The sequence below is a fragment of the Thermus sp. 2.9 genome (assembly GCF_000794385.1).
Lineage (GTDB): Bacteria > Deinococcota > Deinococci > Deinococcales > Thermaceae > Thermus > Thermus thalpophilus.
In genome coordinates, this window is the sequence record NZ_JTJB01000036.1 from 66,736 (window position 1) to 80,616 (window position 13,881).

At 68.6% G+C, this 13,881-nt stretch carries 17 protein-coding genes and 2 pseudogenes; 6 read left to right on the forward strand and 13 right to left on the reverse strand.

The window, feature by feature from the left end:
* Positions 1-61 precede the first annotated feature (61 nt).
* Positions 62-364 (reverse strand): hypothetical protein, encoded by a 303-nt coding sequence (locus QT17_RS14520; RefSeq protein WP_235283881.1) that lies wholly within the window; start codon positions 362-364, stop codon positions 62-64.
* A gap of 40 nt (positions 365-404) precedes the next feature.
* Here QT17_RS14520 and QT17_RS14525 point away from each other — a divergent pair, with 40 nt between their 5' ends.
* Positions 405-563, forward strand: a complete 159-nt coding sequence (locus tag QT17_RS14525; protein ID WP_235283883.1) for a hypothetical protein — start codon at positions 405-407, stop codon at positions 561-563.
* Here QT17_RS14525 and fmt read toward each other — a convergent pair.
* The 7 genes and pseudogenes from fmt to zapE all read right to left on the reverse strand — a co-directional run bounded on the left by fmt (position 560) and on the right by zapE (position 5,954).
* On the reverse strand, positions 560-1,474 hold the full coding sequence (gene fmt, locus QT17_RS09705; RefSeq protein ID WP_039459533.1) for a methionyl-tRNA formyltransferase: 915 nt from the start codon (positions 1,472-1,474) through the stop codon (positions 560-562). The two genes, QT17_RS14525 and fmt, sit on opposite strands and share 4 nt — an antisense overlap.
* The gene (gene def, locus QT17_RS09710; RefSeq protein ID WP_039459535.1) at positions 1,471-2,046 is read right to left on the reverse strand and encodes a peptide deformylase; all 576 of its coding nucleotides are present in this window, start codon (positions 2,044-2,046) and stop codon (positions 1,471-1,473) included. The genes fmt and def overlap by 4 nt, the downstream gene beginning before the upstream one ends.
* Positions 2,047-2,051: 5 nt before the next feature.
* Positions 2,052-2,869 (reverse strand): annotated as a pseudogene (locus QT17_RS09715) (YbbR-like domain-containing protein).
* Positions 2,862-3,574 (reverse strand): annotated as a pseudogene (cdaA, locus tag QT17_RS09720) (diadenylate cyclase CdaA). The pseudogenes QT17_RS09715 and cdaA overlap by 8 nt, the downstream one beginning before the upstream one ends.
* Before the next feature lie 2 nt (positions 3,575-3,576).
* Positions 3,577-4,722 carry a phosphopentomutase gene (locus tag QT17_RS09725; protein WP_039459536.1) on the reverse strand — a complete coding sequence of 382 codons (1,146 nt, stop codon included), beginning with the start codon at positions 4,720-4,722 and terminating at the stop codon, positions 3,577-3,579.
* Complete coding sequence (locus QT17_RS09730) at positions 4,722-4,973, reverse strand: hypothetical protein (RefSeq protein WP_039459538.1); 252 nt, start codon at positions 4,971-4,973, stop codon at positions 4,722-4,724. The genes QT17_RS09725 and QT17_RS09730 overlap by 1 nt, the downstream gene beginning before the upstream one ends.
* A gap of 9 nt (positions 4,974-4,982) precedes the next feature.
* Entirely contained in the window at positions 4,983-5,954 is a 972-nt protein-coding gene (gene zapE, locus QT17_RS09735) for a cell division protein ZapE (protein ID WP_039459540.1), read from the reverse strand.
* Positions 5,955-6,010: 56 nt separating this feature from the next.
* On the opposite strand from zapE, the gene QT17_RS13400 reads away from it, so the two are divergent.
* On the forward strand, positions 6,011-6,328 hold the full coding sequence (locus QT17_RS13400; RefSeq protein WP_081995805.1) for a glutaredoxin family protein: 318 nt from the start codon (positions 6,011-6,013) through the stop codon (positions 6,326-6,328).
* Here QT17_RS13400 and QT17_RS09745 read toward each other — a convergent pair.
* Complete coding sequence (locus tag QT17_RS09745; protein WP_039459542.1) at positions 6,225-6,752, reverse strand: DinB family protein; 528 nt, start codon at positions 6,750-6,752, stop codon at positions 6,225-6,227. The two genes, QT17_RS13400 and QT17_RS09745, sit on opposite strands and share 104 nt — an antisense overlap.
* A 29-nt stretch (positions 6,753-6,781) precedes the next feature.
* Between QT17_RS09745 and QT17_RS09750 the strand changes: the two genes are divergently transcribed.
* The 3 genes from QT17_RS09750 to tgt are packed head-to-tail and all read left to right on the forward strand — an operon-like array spanning position 6,782 to position 9,976.
* Positions 6,782-7,564: an enoyl-ACP reductase gene (locus tag QT17_RS09750; RefSeq protein WP_039459545.1), complete on the forward strand. Its 783-nt coding sequence runs from the start codon at positions 6,782-6,784 to the stop codon at positions 7,562-7,564.
* A gap of 34 nt (positions 7,565-7,598) precedes the next feature.
* Positions 7,599-8,822, forward strand: coding sequence for a flavodoxin-dependent (E)-4-hydroxy-3-methylbut-2-enyl-diphosphate synthase (gene ispG, locus QT17_RS09755; protein WP_039459547.1), 1,224 nt, complete (start codon positions 7,599-7,601; stop codon positions 8,820-8,822).
* Entirely contained in the window at positions 8,819-9,976 is a 1,158-nt protein-coding gene (tgt, locus tag QT17_RS09760; protein ID WP_039459550.1) for a tRNA guanosine(34) transglycosylase Tgt, read from the forward strand. Before ispG ends, tgt begins: the two co-directional genes overlap by 4 nt.
* Before the next feature lie 70 nt (positions 9,977-10,046).
* Here tgt and QT17_RS09765 read toward each other — a convergent pair whose 3' ends face one another.
* From QT17_RS09765 to rpmB, 3 genes are read right to left on the reverse strand one after another with little or no spacing between them, the layout of a single operon-like run.
* On the reverse strand, positions 10,047-11,144 hold the full coding sequence (locus QT17_RS09765) for an AI-2E family transporter (RefSeq protein WP_039459553.1): 1,098 nt from the start codon (positions 11,142-11,144) through the stop codon (positions 10,047-10,049).
* A 4-nt stretch (positions 11,145-11,148) separates the two neighbouring features.
* Positions 11,149-11,844 (reverse strand): M23 family metallopeptidase, encoded by a 696-nt coding sequence (locus tag QT17_RS09770; protein WP_039459555.1) that lies wholly within the window; start codon positions 11,842-11,844, stop codon positions 11,149-11,151.
* Between the two features lie 56 nt (positions 11,845-11,900).
* Positions 11,901-12,197 (reverse strand): 50S ribosomal protein L28, encoded by a 297-nt coding sequence (gene rpmB, locus QT17_RS09775; protein WP_039459558.1) that lies wholly within the window; start codon positions 12,195-12,197, stop codon positions 11,901-11,903.
* A 73-nt stretch (positions 12,198-12,270) separates the two neighbouring features.
* Between rpmB and lspA the strand changes: the two genes are divergently transcribed.
* Entirely contained in the window at positions 12,271-12,723 is a 453-nt protein-coding gene (lspA, locus tag QT17_RS09780; protein WP_039459562.1) for a signal peptidase II, read from the forward strand.
* Here the strand turns inward: lspA and aspC are convergent.
* Entirely contained in the window at positions 12,720-13,877 is a 1,158-nt protein-coding gene (gene aspC / locus QT17_RS09785; RefSeq protein WP_039459564.1) for an aspartate/prephenate aminotransferase, read from the reverse strand. The genes lspA and aspC overlap by 4 nt on opposite strands.
* Between the last annotated feature and the right edge of the window lie 4 nt (positions 13,878-13,881).

Below are 13,881 nucleotides of genomic sequence, written 5' to 3' on the forward strand. Positions count from 1 at the left end.
CTCAGGGGCCACGGGTATCCGGACCCTGGACGCCCTGGTGGTGTATGAGGCCCTTGAAGAGCTAAAACGAGCATTTGGGCAAGGACCCAGCCAAAACCCTTGGCTCTTCTTGAAGCTTTTCCTGGCCCAAACGGCGGGGGTTCCCCGGGCGGTCTTCTTCCTCTTGGCCGCCGCCTTGAGCCTTTTTCCCCTTTACCTCATCCGCCTCACCTTCGGCGGGCGGAACGTGTACTGGAACCTCCTGGGCCTCGCCTTTCTCCTCCTTTTTTTGCCCATTCTGGCCGAAGGGCTTTCCTACTTCGGCTCGGTCATGGCGGACTACGGCAAACCTTCCCTTCCTGGGTTTCCTTGCCAACCTTTCCATCGGTCAGGGCCTCATCCCCTACCTGGCCTGGGGGCTCACCGTGTTCCTGGTGGTGGCCTTCGCCGGGGCGGGGCTGAGGGGTATCGCCGCCCAGTTCGGCCTCCTGAAGGAGCGGGGGGAAGAGGTGGCGGCCACCACCGAGCGCCCCGCCACCACCTTGACCAGCGAAACCATCGTGGAGTGGGACGAGGAGTTTTAGCCGAGCCGGGTGCCCGGGGCCACCCCATAGCCCCGGGCCCAGTCGGCGGCGGGCATGGGGCGCCTGCCTTCCGGCTGGACCTGAAGGAGGCGGATAAGACCCTCCCCGGTGCCCACCAAAACCCCCTCCCGGTCCACGGCCCGGACCACCCCAGGCTCCCCCTCCCCGGGCTCGGGCCGCAGGGCGAGGACCTTGACCCGCTTGCCCCCGTGGAAGAAGTAGCTCCCCGGCCAGGGCTGCACCCCCCGGTGGCGGTTGTAGATGGCCTGGGCGCTTTCCTCAAAGCGGATCCGCCCTTCCTCCTTGGTGAGGAGGGGGGCGTAGGAGGGCTCCCCCTCCTGGGGCACAGGGGTGAGGTGGGGGAGGTTTTGGAGCACCTCTAGGAGGAGCTCCACCCCCTTATCCCGGAGGCGCCTGGCGAGGGCCTCGGCGTCCTCGTCAGGAGCGATTTCCGTGCGCCAAAGGGCGTAAAGGGGCCCGGTGTCCACCCCCTCCTCCGTCTTCATGATGGCCACCCCCGTTTCCTTCTCCCCCCGGATGAGGGCCCAGGGCACGGGGGCGGGCCCCCGGTACTTGGGAAGAAGGGAGGGGTGGAGGTTGAGGAAGCCGTGGGGCGGCACCTCGAGGACCTCCTTGGGCAGGATCTTCCCGTAGGCGGCGGTGACCGCCACCTCGGGGGCCGCCTCTCGGAAAACTTTTAGAAAAGCCTCGTTCCCCTTAAGCCGCTCGGGCTTTAAAAGGGGAAGCCCGTGGGCCTCGGCGTACTGGGCCACGGGGCTCGGCGTCGGCCTTAGGCCCCGCCCCTTGGGCTTGTCCGGCTGGGTCACCACCAAGACCACCTGGTGGTGGCGGTTTAAGGCGTCCAGGACGGGCACCGCCCACTCGGGGGTGCCGAAAAAGGCGACCCTCATCGCCCGGAAAGCTCCTTGAGGAGGGCTCTGGCCTCCTTTTGCAGGCGGGCCAGCTCCGCCCGGTTCGCCTCCAAAAAGGCCTCCCGCTTAGGCCCAGGCAGGCGCTCAAAGAAGAGGACCCCGTCCAGGTGGTCCATCTCGTGCTGGAAGACCCGGGCCATGTACCCCTCCAGCTCCAGGACCCGGGGGTTGCCCTCCTCGTCCTGGTAAGCCACGCGGATGCGCTCCGCCCGGGGCACCTCCTCGGAGTAGAGGCCGGGGAGGGAAAGGCACCCCTCCGTGCCCTCCACCTCTCCCTCCCGGTGGAGGAGGACGGGGTTGGCCACCACGTAGACCCGGCGCACCAGGTCGCGAAGGGGCTTTTCTTCCTCGTCGGGCTCGTCGGCGTACTCCACGGCCACGAAAAGGCGCTCGGAAAGCCCGATCTGGGGAGCGGCGAGGCCCACCCCCCGGGCCTCGAGCATGGTTTCCAGCATGTCCTCGGCGAGCTTTTTCACCCGGGCGAAGTCCCGCACGGGCTGGGCCCGCTTGCGCAAGACCGGGTCGCCGTAGAGGCGGATGGGGTAGATCATCCTAGCTATTGTAGCGCAACCCGCACCCTTCCCAAAACCTGGCCCACCGCCTGGACCCCAGGGGGGAGGTTGAGGAGGAGGGGCCCTTCCACCACCCCGGGGCGGAAGCCCCCTTGGGGCCTCGCCTCCACCTCCTTTAGGCCCTCCAGGGCCTCCTTGGGCCCCACCACCTGGACGGCCTTGGGGGCGTAGTCCTCCACCCTAAGCCCCTCCGGCGGGCGGAGAACGAGGGGCACCTCCTTGCGGAAAAGGGGCGCCTCCCGGGCCACCAGGCGCACCTTCTCGGGCGTGAGCTCCACCCCGGGCAAGGGCCCTTCCGGGCCGAAGGCGGTGAGGGCCACCTCCTCCCCCCCAAGGTCCACAACCCCAAGGCCGCCACCGCCCCCTCCACCTGGCTCCGTGGGCCCCTGGCCTCCACGAAGGCGGGGTCCGTGGCCACCCAGGCCCCCTGGGAAAGGACCTCCACGGGCAGGGTGCGGCGCAAGACCGCCTCCACCCGCCCCTCCACCCGGGCCGGGCGCACCTCCAGGACCTCCACCCCCTGGGGCACCGCCACCCGCACCTCCCGGGCGAAGGTCCCCTCCACCTCGGAGAGGTCCAGGTAGGCGGAAACGGGGGGCGTGCCCTCCACCAAGGGGGCGGGCCCCCTAAGGCGCAGGAGGACCTCCTTGGGCACGCCCTCCGCCACCTTCTCCCCTTCCAAGCCCAAAACCCGCAAGGGCACGCTCACCGCCCGCTCCACCACCGGGGCCCTTTCCCTTAAGGAGTACCAGAGGGCAAAGGCCACGAGCAGCGCCAGGAGAAAGCCACCCCACTCACGCACGGACCGCCTCCTTTAAGCGTTCCCGCAGGGCCTCGAGGGCCAAGGGGGGCGAAAGCCTTCCCCCCTCGGCCAGCCGGATGGCCCCCGTCTCCTCGCTCACCACCAGGACCAAGGCGTCGGAAACCTCGGAAAGCCCCAAGGCGGCCCGGTGCCGGGTGCCCAGGCCAAGCCGGGCCTCGGAAAGGGGGAAGACGCACCCCGCGGCGAAGACCCGGTCCCCCCGGAGGATGGCCCCCCCGTCGTGCAGGGGGGTGCCGGGGTAGAAGAGGGTTTCCAGAAGCCTAGCGCTAAGCCGCGCCTCCAGCACCTCCCCCGTGGCGGCGTACTCCCCCAAGGGGGTGCGCCGCTCTAGGGCGATCAGGGCCCCGTAGCGCCGCTCGGAAAGGCGGGAAAGGCCGAGGAGAAGCTCCTCCAAGGCCAAGGAGGGGGCCCGGGGGCCTTGCGCCCGGCCGAGCCGCTCCAAAAGCCCCTCAGCTCCGGTTGGAAGACCACGATGAGGGCGAAGGCCCCCAAGGTGGCGGCGTTGCCCAAAAGCCAGGACAGGGTGGAAAGCCCAAGGAGGCTGGCCACGAACCAGACCAAGAGGTAGACCAGGACCCCCCGCACCAGGTTTAGGGCCCGGGTTCCGGCGATGAGCCGCCAGAGGTAGTAGAAGAGGACGGCCACCAGGAGGATGTCCAGGAGGTCGCGCCAGGTGAAGGGCATGGCTAGCGGATGGGCGTCCCCGGGCCCTCCCAGGGAAGGCCAAAGAGCCTCGCCCAGGTGGCCCCGAGGTCGGCGAAGGTGTCCCGGGTGCCCAGGTCCCCCTCCACCCCCGGCCCCACCCAAAGGAGCATCCCGTACTCCCGGGTGTGGTCGGTGCCGAAGAAGGTGGGGTCGTTCCCGTGGTCGGAAACCAGGAAGAGGTGGTCCTCCGGGCCCAAGGCCGCCAGGAGCTGGGGAAGGAAGTCATCCACCTGGACCAAGGCTTCGCCGTAACCCAAAGGGTTGCGGCGGTGGCCGTACTTGCTGTCAAAGTCCACCAGGTTGACGAGGAGGAGCCCGGAAAAGGGCTCCCGCAGGAGGGCAAGGGTCTTCTGCAGGCCGTCGGCGTTGTCCTTGGTCTTCACCTCCCGGGTGAAGCCCCGGTGGGCGTAGATGTCCGGGATCTTCCCCACCCCCACCACCTCGAGGCCCCCCTCCTTCAGCACGTCCAGCACGTTTCTAGGGGGCTCCAGGGCGAAGTCCTTGCGGTGCTCCTCCAGGCGGTAAAAGTTCCCCGGGCTTCCGGCGAAAGGCCGGGCGATGACCCGGGCCACCTGGTACTCGCCCACGAGCATCTCCCGCGCCACCTGGCAGAAGCGGTAAAGCTCCTCCAGGGGAACCACGTCCACATGGGCCGCCACCTGGAAGACGGAGTCCGCCGAGGTGTAGACGATGGGGTAGCCCGTCTTCAGGTGGGCCTCGCCGTAGTGGCGGATGGCCTCGGTGCCGGAGTAGGGCTTGTTCAAAAGCCAGCCCCGGACCCCAATCCGCTCCGCCCAAGCCCGCAGGAACTCCTCGGGGAAGCCCTCGGGGAAGGTGCGGAAGGGTTTTTCCAGGTGGACGCCCACGAACTCCCAGTGCCCCGTGGTGGTGTCCTTGCCCGGGTTCACCTCCCGCATGCGGCCAAACCCTCCCTTGGGGGAGGAAGGCCGCTCCAGGGTGTGCACCCCCGGCACCCAGCCCAGGCCCAGGGCGGCGAGGTTGGGAAGGGCGATCCCCGCCTTCAAGACCGTGTGGTCCAGGGTGTCCGCCCCCTCGTCGCCGAAGCTCGGGGCGTCCGGCAGGTAGCCTAACCCCACGGAATCCAGGACGATGGCCGTGACCTTCATCAGGAACGAAGCCCCTCTTCGTCCTCCTCCTCCGCCAGGGCCATGAGCTCCTCCGGGGTCATCTCGGAGAGGGCCCGCACCGCCTGGAACTCTTCCAGTAGGCCCTGGATCTCCTCCATGGCCTCCTTGAGGGAAAGCTCCCCGTCCTTGTACTCGTCCACCACCTCTTCTATGGCCTCGAGGATCCCCACCGCCGCGCTCGCCTGGGAAAGGGCCTGGGCCAGCTCGGAAAGCCTTTCCGCTAGGTCCATGCCCCCATGCTACCCCAAAAGCTCCGCAAGCCGGGACAGGGCCCGCCCGTACTTCTTGGCGAAGGGCCCGTGGCGGTAGCTCTCCGGGAAGATCTCCTTGAGGGGCGCCCCGGAGGCCCGCAGGGCGAGACCCAAGTTATAGAGCTGGTCCACGAAGTGCACGAAGCGGAGGGCGTCGTTCTGGTCGGGGATGGGGGCGAGGCCCTGGAGGTACACCACCTCCAAACCCTCAAAGAGGTAGCGGTAGCGGATGGGGTGCAGGGCGCGCAGGTGGGCGAGGAGCTCGGGGAAGGCGTCCAGGCTTTTGGGCCTCGGGTCTTCCCGGTGGAGGGCGAGGAGGGCCCCATCGGAAAGGGGCTCGGGCAGGCGCTCGGGGTCGCGGTGGCGGAAGTCTTCCCCTTCTATGCGCTCCACGGCGAAGCGCTTGGCCAGGCTTTGGATCTGGTGCCGGAACTGCTCGGCGTTGAAGCGGCCCTCCCCCAGGGCCCCCGGGGGGGTGTTGGAGGTGGTGGCCACCCTGAGGCCCCGGTCCATGGTGAGGGCCAGGAAGTGGGTGGCCATCTGGGCGTTCCCCGGGTCGTCCAGCTCAAACTCGTCCAGGAAGAGGTAGCGAAGGGCGGCGAACCGCCTCGCCCCCTCCCTCAAGCCCAGGAGGCCCAGGGTGTAGGTGAGCTCCTCAAAGGTGAGGAAGGCCTTGGGCGGGGGGGCCTCGAGGTAGGCCGCCACCAGGAGGTGGGTCTTCCCCACCCCAAACCCCCCGTCCAGATAAATCCCCTGGGGCCCCGGCATCCGGGGCCGCAAAAGGCCCCTGGGCCGGTCATGCACCCATCTTCGCAGCCTTTCCTTGGCCAGGGCCTGGGAGGGGTAGCGGGGGTCGGGGCGGTAGGCGGCGAAGGTGGCCTGCTGGAAGCGGGGCGGGGGGACAAAGCTCGCCAAGAGCCTTTCCAGGTCCACCTCGGGGTAGCGGTCCACCAAGCGCATATAGGCATTCTACGGGGGGTGGTCCCAGGGCGCTCCCTTTGCTACCCTATAGGGGTATGGTGCGGCTTTACGGCGTCCCGGGGTGCGGCCCCTGCGAGATCGTGAAGATGTTCCTGGCGCAAAAGGGCGTGCCCTTCACCTTCGTGAACGCCCGGGAGGATCCAGCGGCGGCGAAAAAGGTGGCGGAGCTCGCCGGAAGCCCCACCGCCGGGGTGGTCCTGGAGTGGGACGGCAAGACCGAGGTCATCCGCGGGGTATCCCCCGCCGCCCTCAACGCCTGGTACGCCCGCTACCGGGAAGGGAAGGCCTCTGAAGCGCCTTCAGGTGATGGGCCTCGTGGTAGGCGGCGGCCCGCACCCAGCCCAAGGCGGTGAGGTCCCCGAAGAAGGGGTGGGGGAAGGTGGCGGGGTGGGTGGGGTCGGCCTTCTGGGCCTCCTCCAGGAGTAAGGCCCGGGCCCTCGCCAAAAGGCCAAGCACCTCCTCCCGGGAAAGCCCCCCTTGGGGCCTTACCCCCTCGGGGGCCTGGGGCTTGCCGTCCTTGTACTCCCCGGGCTTCACGGGGACAGGCGGAAGCTCCTCCCCCGCCGCCAGGCGCCTCAGCCGCCTTAGAACCCGGGCGGTGGACTCCTCCACGAGGGCGATGTGCTCCGCCACCATCAAGGGCGTCCAGGCCCCTTCCCGCAAGGGGCGGGTAAGCCAGGCGGGCTCCGCCCCTTGCAAAAGGGCAAGGAGCGCTTTCCGGCTTTCCCCAAGCCGGGCAAGGGCTTCCTCCCAAGTGCCGTAGGCTTCCAGCGCCATACCCCAGGATACCCCGGTATAATCCCCCCATGCTCACCCTGGACCTTTCCGGCAAGAAGGCCCTGGTCATGGGGGTCACCAACCAGCGGAGCCTGGGCTACGCCATCGCCGAAAAGCTAAGGCAAGCGGGGGCCGAGGTGGCCTTAAGCTACCAAGGGGAAAGGATCCGCCCCGAGGCGGAAAAGCTCGCCGAGGCCCTGGGGGGCGCCCTCCTCTTCCAGGCGGACGTGACCCAAGACGCCGAGCTAGACGCCCTCTTCGCCGGCCTGAAGGAGGCCTGGGGAAGCCTGGACTACCTGGTCCACGCCATCGCCTTCGCCCCCCGGGAGGCCATGGAGGGGAGGTACATAGACACGAGGCGGCAGGACTGGCTTCTGGCCCTCGAGGTTTCCGCCTACTCCCTGGTGGCGGTGGCGAAGCGGGCGGAACCCCTCCTTAGGGAAGGCGGGAGCATCGTCACCCTCACCTACTACGCCAGCGAGAAGGTGGTGCCCAAGTACAACGTCATGGCCATCGCCAAGGCCGCCCTCGAGGCCAGCGTCCGCTACCTGGCCTACGAGCTTGGGCCCAAAGGGGTCAGGGTGAACGCCATCTCCGCCGGCCCCGTGCGCACCGTGGCCGCACGGAGCATCCCCGGCTTCACCAAGATGTACGACCGCGTGGCCCAGACCGCCCCCCTCAAGCGCAACGTCACCCAGGAGGAGGTGGGCAACCTGGGCCTCTTCCTCCTCTCCCCCTTGGCAAGCGGCATCACCGGGGAGGTGATCTACGTGGACGCCGGGTACCACATCATGGGGATGGAGCTGGAGTAAGGCTCACCCCTTTTTCCCCCACGCTTCCGCTAGCATGGAGGGGATGAGACGGCCCACGCCCACGGTCTGGGTGGGGCGGGTGCCCGTGGGAGGCGCCCACCCCATCGCCGTGCAGTCCATGACCAACACCCCCACCGCCCAGGTGGAGGCCACCTTCCGCCAGGTGGCGGAGCTTTACCGGGCGGGAAGCGAGATCGTGCGCCTCACGGTGAACGACGAGGCCGCCGCCCGGGCGGTGCCCGAGATCAAGGAAAGGCTCCTGGGCGAAGGGATAGACGTGCCCTTGGTGGGGGACTTCCACTTTAACGGCCACCTCCTCCTTAGGAAGTACCCCAAGATGGCCCAGGCCCTGGACAAGTTCCGCATCAACCCGGGCACCCTGGGCCGGGGCCGCCACAAGGACCTCCACTTCGCCGAGATGGTGCAAATCGCCCTGGACCTGGGCAAGCCCATCCGCATCGGGGCCAACTGGGGCAGCCTGGACCCCGCCCTCCTCACCGAGCTCATGGACCGAAACGCCAAGCGCCCCGAGCCCAAAAGCGCCCACGAGGTGGTCCTCGAGGCCCTGGTGGAAAGCGCCGTCCGCTCCTACGAGGCAGCCCGGGAGCTGGGCCTGGGGGAGGACAAGATCGTCCTTTCCGCCAAGGTGTCCAAGGCCCCCGACCTGGTCTGGGTCTACCGGGAGCTGGCCCGGCGCACCCCGGCCCCCCTCCACCTGGGCCTCACCGAGGCGGGGATGGGGGTGAAGGGGATCGTGGCCTCCGCCGCCGCCTTGGCCCCCCTGCTTTTGGAGGGGATTGGGGACACCATCCGCGTCTCCCTCACCCCAAGCCCCACGGAGCCCCGCACCAAGGAGGTGGAGGTGGCCCAGGAGATCCTCCAGGCCCTGGGCCTCCGCACCTTCGCCCCCGAGGTGGCGAGCTGCCCCGGGTGCGGCCGCACCACCAGCACCTTTTTCCAGGAGCTGGCGGAGGAAGTTTCCCGCCACCTCAAGGAAAAACTCCCCGAGTGGCGCCGGCGCTACCCCGGGGTGGAGGGGCTCAAGGTGGCGGTGATGGGGTGCGTGGTGAACGGCCCCGGGGAGAGCAAGCACGCCCATATCGGCATCTCCCTCCCCGGGGCAGGCGAGGAGCCCAAAGCCCCCGTCTACGCCGACGGCAAGCTCCTCACCATCCTCAAGGGGGAGAACCTGGCGGAGGAGTTCCTGAAACTCCTGGAGGCCTACGTGGAGGAGCGCTTCGCCCCCCAGGCCGGATGAAGCCCTTCGCCTTCCACATAGAAGCCCGAAGCGGCCGGGCCCGGGTGGGTCGCCTCCACACCCCCCACGGGGTGGTGGAAACGCCCCTTTTCATGCCCGTGGGCACCCAGGGTTCGGTGAAGGGCCTCCTGCCCAAAGACCTTAAGGAAATCGGAAGCCAGATCCTCCTGGCCAACACCTACCACCTCCTCCTGCGCCCGGGGCCGGAGCGGGTGAGGGCCTTAGGGGGGCTTCACGGCTTCGCCGGGTGGCGGGGGCCCTGGCTCACGGACTCCGGGGGCTTCCAGGTGATGAGCCTGGGGCACCTAAGGCGCATAGACGAGGAAGGGGTGGTCTTCCAAAACCACCTGGACGGGAGCCTCCTCCGGCTCACCCCGGAAAGGAGCATCGCCGTGCAGGAGGCCCTGGGAGCGGACATCGCCATGGCCTTTGACGAGTGCCCCCCCTACCCCGCAAGCCGGGCCTACCTTAAGGAGTCCCTGGAGCGCACCCTGCGCTGGCTGGAGCGCTCCCTCAAGGCCAAGACCCGCCAGGACCAAGCCCTTTTCGGCATCGCCCAGGGGGGGACGGACCCCGAGCTCAGGCGGCTTTCCACGGAGGAAACCCTCCGCTTTGACCTTCCCGGCTACGCCATCGGGGGGCTGGCGGTGGGAGAGCCCAAGGAGGCCATGTTCCGCATGGTGGAGCTCTCCACCCGCCTTCTCCCCGAGGGCCGCCCCCGCTACCTCATGGGGGTGGGCCACCCCGAGGACCTGGTGGCGGCCATGGGGCTTGGGGTGGACCTCTTTGACTGCGTCTACCCCACGCGCACGGGCCGCTTCGGGAGCGCCCTGGTGCCCGAGGGCCGCCTCAACCTGAAAAACGCCCGCTTCCTGGAGGAAAAGGGGCCCTTGGAGGAAGGGTGCGACTGCTACGCCTGCCAGACCTTCAGCCGGGGCTACATCGCCCACCTGGTGCGCTCCGGGGAGATGCTTGGGGGAATTCTCCTTTCCCTGCACAACCTGCGCCACCTCCACCGCCTCACCGAGGGGGCGCGGGAGGCCATCCGGCAAGGGGCCTACGGGGCCTTCGCCCGCGCCTTCGCCGAGCGGCGCTTCGGCCGGGAGGTGCCCCTTTGGTTCCGGGAGGCCCTGGCGGCGGGGGGGCATTGGTAGTCCGGCGGGAGGGCCGCGCTGAAGGCCATGGCGCCTCCGGCCTAAAGTGGCCCCCCCAAGGGCGGCACCCCTAGCCTTCCCGGTAAAAGCGGCTTTTCTTGTAGTAGTCCTCCAGGAGGACCTTGAAGAAGGCGGCGGCGGGCACCCCCAAAAGGGCGCCCCAGAGGCCAAAGAGGCTCGCCCCGGTGAGGATGGCGGCGATGGCCGTCACCGGGTGGAGCCTCGTGGCCCGGCCCACGATGAGGGGGCCGAAGAGGTTGCCCTCCAGCTGGTTGGCGAGCCAGAGGACCAGGAGGGCGAGGAGGACCTTGAGCCAGCCCCCGGTGGCGGCGAGGAGCAAGGCGGGCACCCCGGAGACGATCACCCCCACGAAGGGGATGAGGTTGAAGACCCCGGCCAGAAAACCCAGGCTCGCCGCCAAAGGCACCCCCACAAGCCATAGCCCCACCCCCACCATGAGGCCCACCAAGAAGGCCACGAGGAGCTGCCCCCGCACGTAGCCCCCCACGCTCCGGTCCAGCTTGGCGGCGAGCTCCGCCACCAGGGGCTGGTAGGGCTCGGGGAAGGCCAGGAGGGCGGCTCGGCCCAGGCGGGGCAGGTCGTAGAGGAAGTAGAGGGAGAGAGCAAGGGCGGTGAGGAGCTGGAAGACCCCGCCCAGAAGCCCGGTGAAAAAGCCCAGGAGATCGCCTCCTTGGGCGAGGAGGCCCTGGAGCCAGCGGACCAGGGTTTCCAAAAACCCTTGCAAAAGCCCCTGGAGGTTGCGGCTGGCCTCGGCCAGGATCGGGTTTAGCGCCTCGGGCACGGGCACGGACCGGACCCTATCGGGCAGGGAGAGGAGCCAGGTGAAAAGGGGCTCCAGGAGCCTGGGGAGTTCCTGGGCGAGGCGGGAAAGCTCCAAGACCGTCTGGGCGGTGAGGAAGGAGGCGAAGCCCAAGAAAAGACCCAAAAGGAGGTAGACCAGGGCCACCCCCGCCGCCCGGGGAAGCCTAAGCCCCTCAAAAAAGCGCACCAAGGGGTGGGCCAGGTAGGCGAAGGCGAAGGCGAAGAGGAGGACGGAAAGGGCAGGCCAGGCCCGGGCCAGGAGGCGGTAGAGGAGGTAGAGGAGGAGGAGGTAGACCAGGACCCGCACGTAGGGGTTTTCCCACACCTTGGCGAAGGCCTCGCGCATGGGGCTATTCTAGGCCGAAAAAGGCCTTGGCCTGGCGCAAAAGCTCCTCTCCCGCAAGGCCCTGGAAGAGGAAGTGCCCCCGGTCGGGCTCGCCTTCCCAGACCTCAAAGAGGAGCCTGGGGGCCCCGCCCTGGAGGCCGGTGTTGCCCACGTAGCCCAAGGGGTCGCCCCGGTGGAGGCGGCTTCCCACCTTTAGCCCCGGGTACGGGGCCTGCAGGTGGCCGTAGACGGAAGTGCGGCCATCGGGGTGGCGGAGCCAGACCTCGAGGCCCCGCAAAACGTCCATCTCCTCGGGCCCCGCCCCCTCCTTCACCCGCTCCAGGAGGGCGCGGAAGGCTTCGGGGGAAGGCTCTTGGTAGTTCAGGTCCACCTTCACCACCTCGCCGCTCGCCGCCGCCACCACCCCCATGCCCCGCACCACGGGCACGCAGGCGTCCCCCGCCTGGAAGACAAAGCCGGCGTTCACCCCCTTGCGGTAAGGGCGGGGGGCGCCCGGGAGGTTTTCCGGGCGCCGGGGCAGGCAGGCCCCGGGCAGGGGCAGGCGGTAGCCCTCGGGGGCCCAGAGGACTTGGGCCTTGTAAAGGGCCACCTCCTGGCCCAGGGCGGCAAGCTGCCGCCCACGGGAGAAAAACCCCAGGGTCACCACCAGGGCGTAGAGGGAAAGGAAAAGAAGAAGGTAGTGCCCCGGCTTCCACGCCACAGGGACATGCTACAGGAAAAGGCCCCCCCACGGGGGGCCCTGGGGAGGCAGGAAGGCTAAAGGAGCTGAAGGAGCCGCTCTTTGATCTCCTTGGCGGAAAGGCCCTCCAGCTTTAGGCCCTTCGCCCGTTCCAAAAGCTCGTAGACCTTAGGGATGTGGCTCGTGGCTACACGGAAGGTGATCTCCTGGCCCGCCACCTTCACCCGCACCTTCTGGAGGTTGGGGTACTGGCGCCGCTTGGAGATGCCGGTGGTCTTCTTACCCACGCCCCCTTCCCGCTTGGCCTTACCCCGCCGCTGGATGCTGTTGGCCACGATGGGCCGCTTTCCGCTGATCTCACACACCTTAGCCATGGCACCCTCCCGTGCCCGAAGGCAAACCCTATGGAGTATAGCACAAAGGGCGGAGTCCGGTAGACTCTGGGGGATGCCCACGGTGCTCGTGCCCTTACTCCTGACCTTTGACCAGATCCTAAAGCTATGGGCCCTGGAAACCCTCTCCCCCGTGCCGAAGCCCCTTTTGGGCGACCTCCTCTACCTCACCCTGGTGAAAAACACCGGGGCGGGCTTTGGCCTTTTGCAGGGAAAGGCCTCCCTCCTGGGGTGGCTGAGCCTTTTGGTGGGGGCGGCCCTCCTTTACCTCTTAGCCCAAAGGCGCTACGCTCCCCTCTTCACCCTGGCCCTTTCCCTCATCGCCGCAGGGGCCCTGGGGAACGGGATAGACCGCCTGGGCCGGGGGTGGGTGGTGGACTACCTGGACCTCGGCACCCCCATCCCCCTCCTCGCCAACTTTCCCGTCTTCAACCTGGCGGATGTTTATGTGACCCTGGGGGCCCTTCTCCTCCTCTTCGCCCCCAGGCGGCGGAAAAGGGCGTTCTAAACCTTTTGCAGCACCCGGGCGAAGCGCTCCAGGGCCTTCCTCAGGTTTTCCTCGCTGGTAGCGTAGGAAAGCCGCACGTGGCCGAAGGCGGCGAAGTCCGTGCCCGGGACCACGGCCACCCCCGCCTCCAGGAGCTTTTCCGCCGCCTTCACCTCGTCCTCGGCGATGGCCGCCGTGTCCATCAGGACGTAGAAGGCCCCTTGCGGACGCACCGCCTTCAGGCCGACCCGGGCTAAACCCTCCAGGAGGAGGTCCCGCCGCCTGCGGTACGCCTCGCGGGCCGTCTCCACGAAGGCGCGGGAGGCTTCCTGGTTGGTGAGGGCCTCGAGGGCCGCCCACTGGGCGATGGTGTCGGGGCTGGTGGTGGACTGGCTGGACACGTCCGCCATGGCCTTGATGACCTCCTTGGGCCCGCAGGCGTAGCCGATGCGCCAGCCCGTCATGGCGAAGGCCTTGGCCGCCCCGTTCACGGTGATGGTGTGCTCCGGGGCCACCCTACCTGGGGAGAAATGGGTCCCCTCGTAGATGAGGTGCTCGTAGATCTCGTCGGAGATGAGGTAGAAATCGTGGGCCTGGGCGAGCTCCGCCAGGGCCCTTAAGACCTCCTCCGGGTAGACGGCCCCCGTGGGGTTGTTGGGGGAGTTCACCACCAGGGCCTTGGTGCGGGGGGTGATGGCCCGCTTCACCCGCTCGGGGTCCGGCACGAAGCCCTCCTCGGGGCGGGTTTCCACCTCCACCGGCACCCCCCCGGCGAAGCGCACCATCTCCGGGTAGCTCACCCAGTAGGGGGCCAGGACGATGACCTCGTCCCCCGGGTCCAGGATGGCCTGGAAAAGGTTGAAAAGGGCCTGCTTCCCCCCCACGGTGACGATGGTTTCCTCGGGGCGCACAATGAGGCCGTTTTCCCGCCGGAACTTCTCCGCCACCGCCTCCCTAAGCTCGGGGATGCCCGCCGGGGGAGCGTACTTGGTCTTGCCCTGGGCCAGGGCCCGCCGCGCCGCCTCCTTCACGTGCTCCGGGGTGTCAAAGTCGGGCTCGCCGGCGGTGAGGGCCACCAGGTCCACCCCTTGGCGCTTTAGCTCCAGGGCGCGGGCGTTCACCGCCACCGTGGCCGAGGGCTTCATGGCCTTGACCCTTTGCGAAAGGCCGCGCATGGCA

Bases quoted from the DNA above. Each gene is read 5' to 3' on its own strand.
- QT17_RS14520 (WP_235283881.1), bottom strand. From the start codon at position 364: ATGGAAAGGTTGGCAAGGAAACCCAGGAAGGGAAGGTTTGCCGTAGTC.
- fmt (WP_039459533.1), bottom strand. From the start codon at position 1,474: ATGAGGGTCGCCTTTTTCGGCACCCCCGAGTGGGCGGTGCCCGTCCTG.
- def (WP_039459535.1), bottom strand. From the start codon at position 2,046: ATGATCTACCCCATCCGCCTCTACGGCGACCCGGTCTTGCGCAAGCGG.
- QT17_RS09725 (WP_039459536.1), bottom strand. From the start codon at position 4,722: ATGAAGGTCACGGCCATCGTCCTGGATTCCGTGGGGTTAGGCTACCTG.
- QT17_RS09730 (WP_039459538.1), bottom strand. From the start codon at position 4,973: ATGGACCTAGCGGAAAGGCTTTCCGAGCTGGCCCAGGCCCTTTCCCAG.
- zapE (WP_039459540.1), bottom strand. From the start codon at position 5,954: ATGCGCTTGGTGGACCGCTACCCCGAGGTGGACCTGGAAAGGCTCTTG.
- QT17_RS13400 (WP_081995805.1), top strand. From the start codon at position 6,011: ATGGTGCGGCTTTACGGCGTCCCGGGGTGCGGCCCCTGCGAGATCGTG.
- QT17_RS09745 (WP_039459542.1), bottom strand. From the start codon at position 6,752: ATGGCGCTGGAAGCCTACGGCACTTGGGAGGAAGCCCTTGCCCGGCTT.
- QT17_RS09750 (WP_039459545.1), top strand. From the start codon at position 6,782: ATGCTCACCCTGGACCTTTCCGGCAAGAAGGCCCTGGTCATGGGGGTC.
- ispG (WP_039459547.1), top strand. From the start codon at position 7,599: ATGGAGGGGATGAGACGGCCCACGCCCACGGTCTGGGTGGGGCGGGTG.
- tgt (WP_039459550.1), top strand. From the start codon at position 8,819: ATGAAGCCCTTCGCCTTCCACATAGAAGCCCGAAGCGGCCGGGCCCGG.
- QT17_RS09765 (WP_039459553.1), bottom strand. From the start codon at position 11,144: ATGCGCGAGGCCTTCGCCAAGGTGTGGGAAAACCCCTACGTGCGGGTC.
- rpmB (WP_039459558.1), bottom strand. From the start codon at position 12,197: ATGGCTAAGGTGTGTGAGATCAGCGGAAAGCGGCCCATCGTGGCCAAC.
- lspA (WP_039459562.1), top strand. From the start codon at position 12,271: ATGCCCACGGTGCTCGTGCCCTTACTCCTGACCTTTGACCAGATCCTA.
- aspC (WP_039459564.1), bottom strand. From the start codon at position 13,877: ATGCGCGGCCTTTCGCAAAGGGTCAAGGCCATGAAGCCCTCGGCCACG.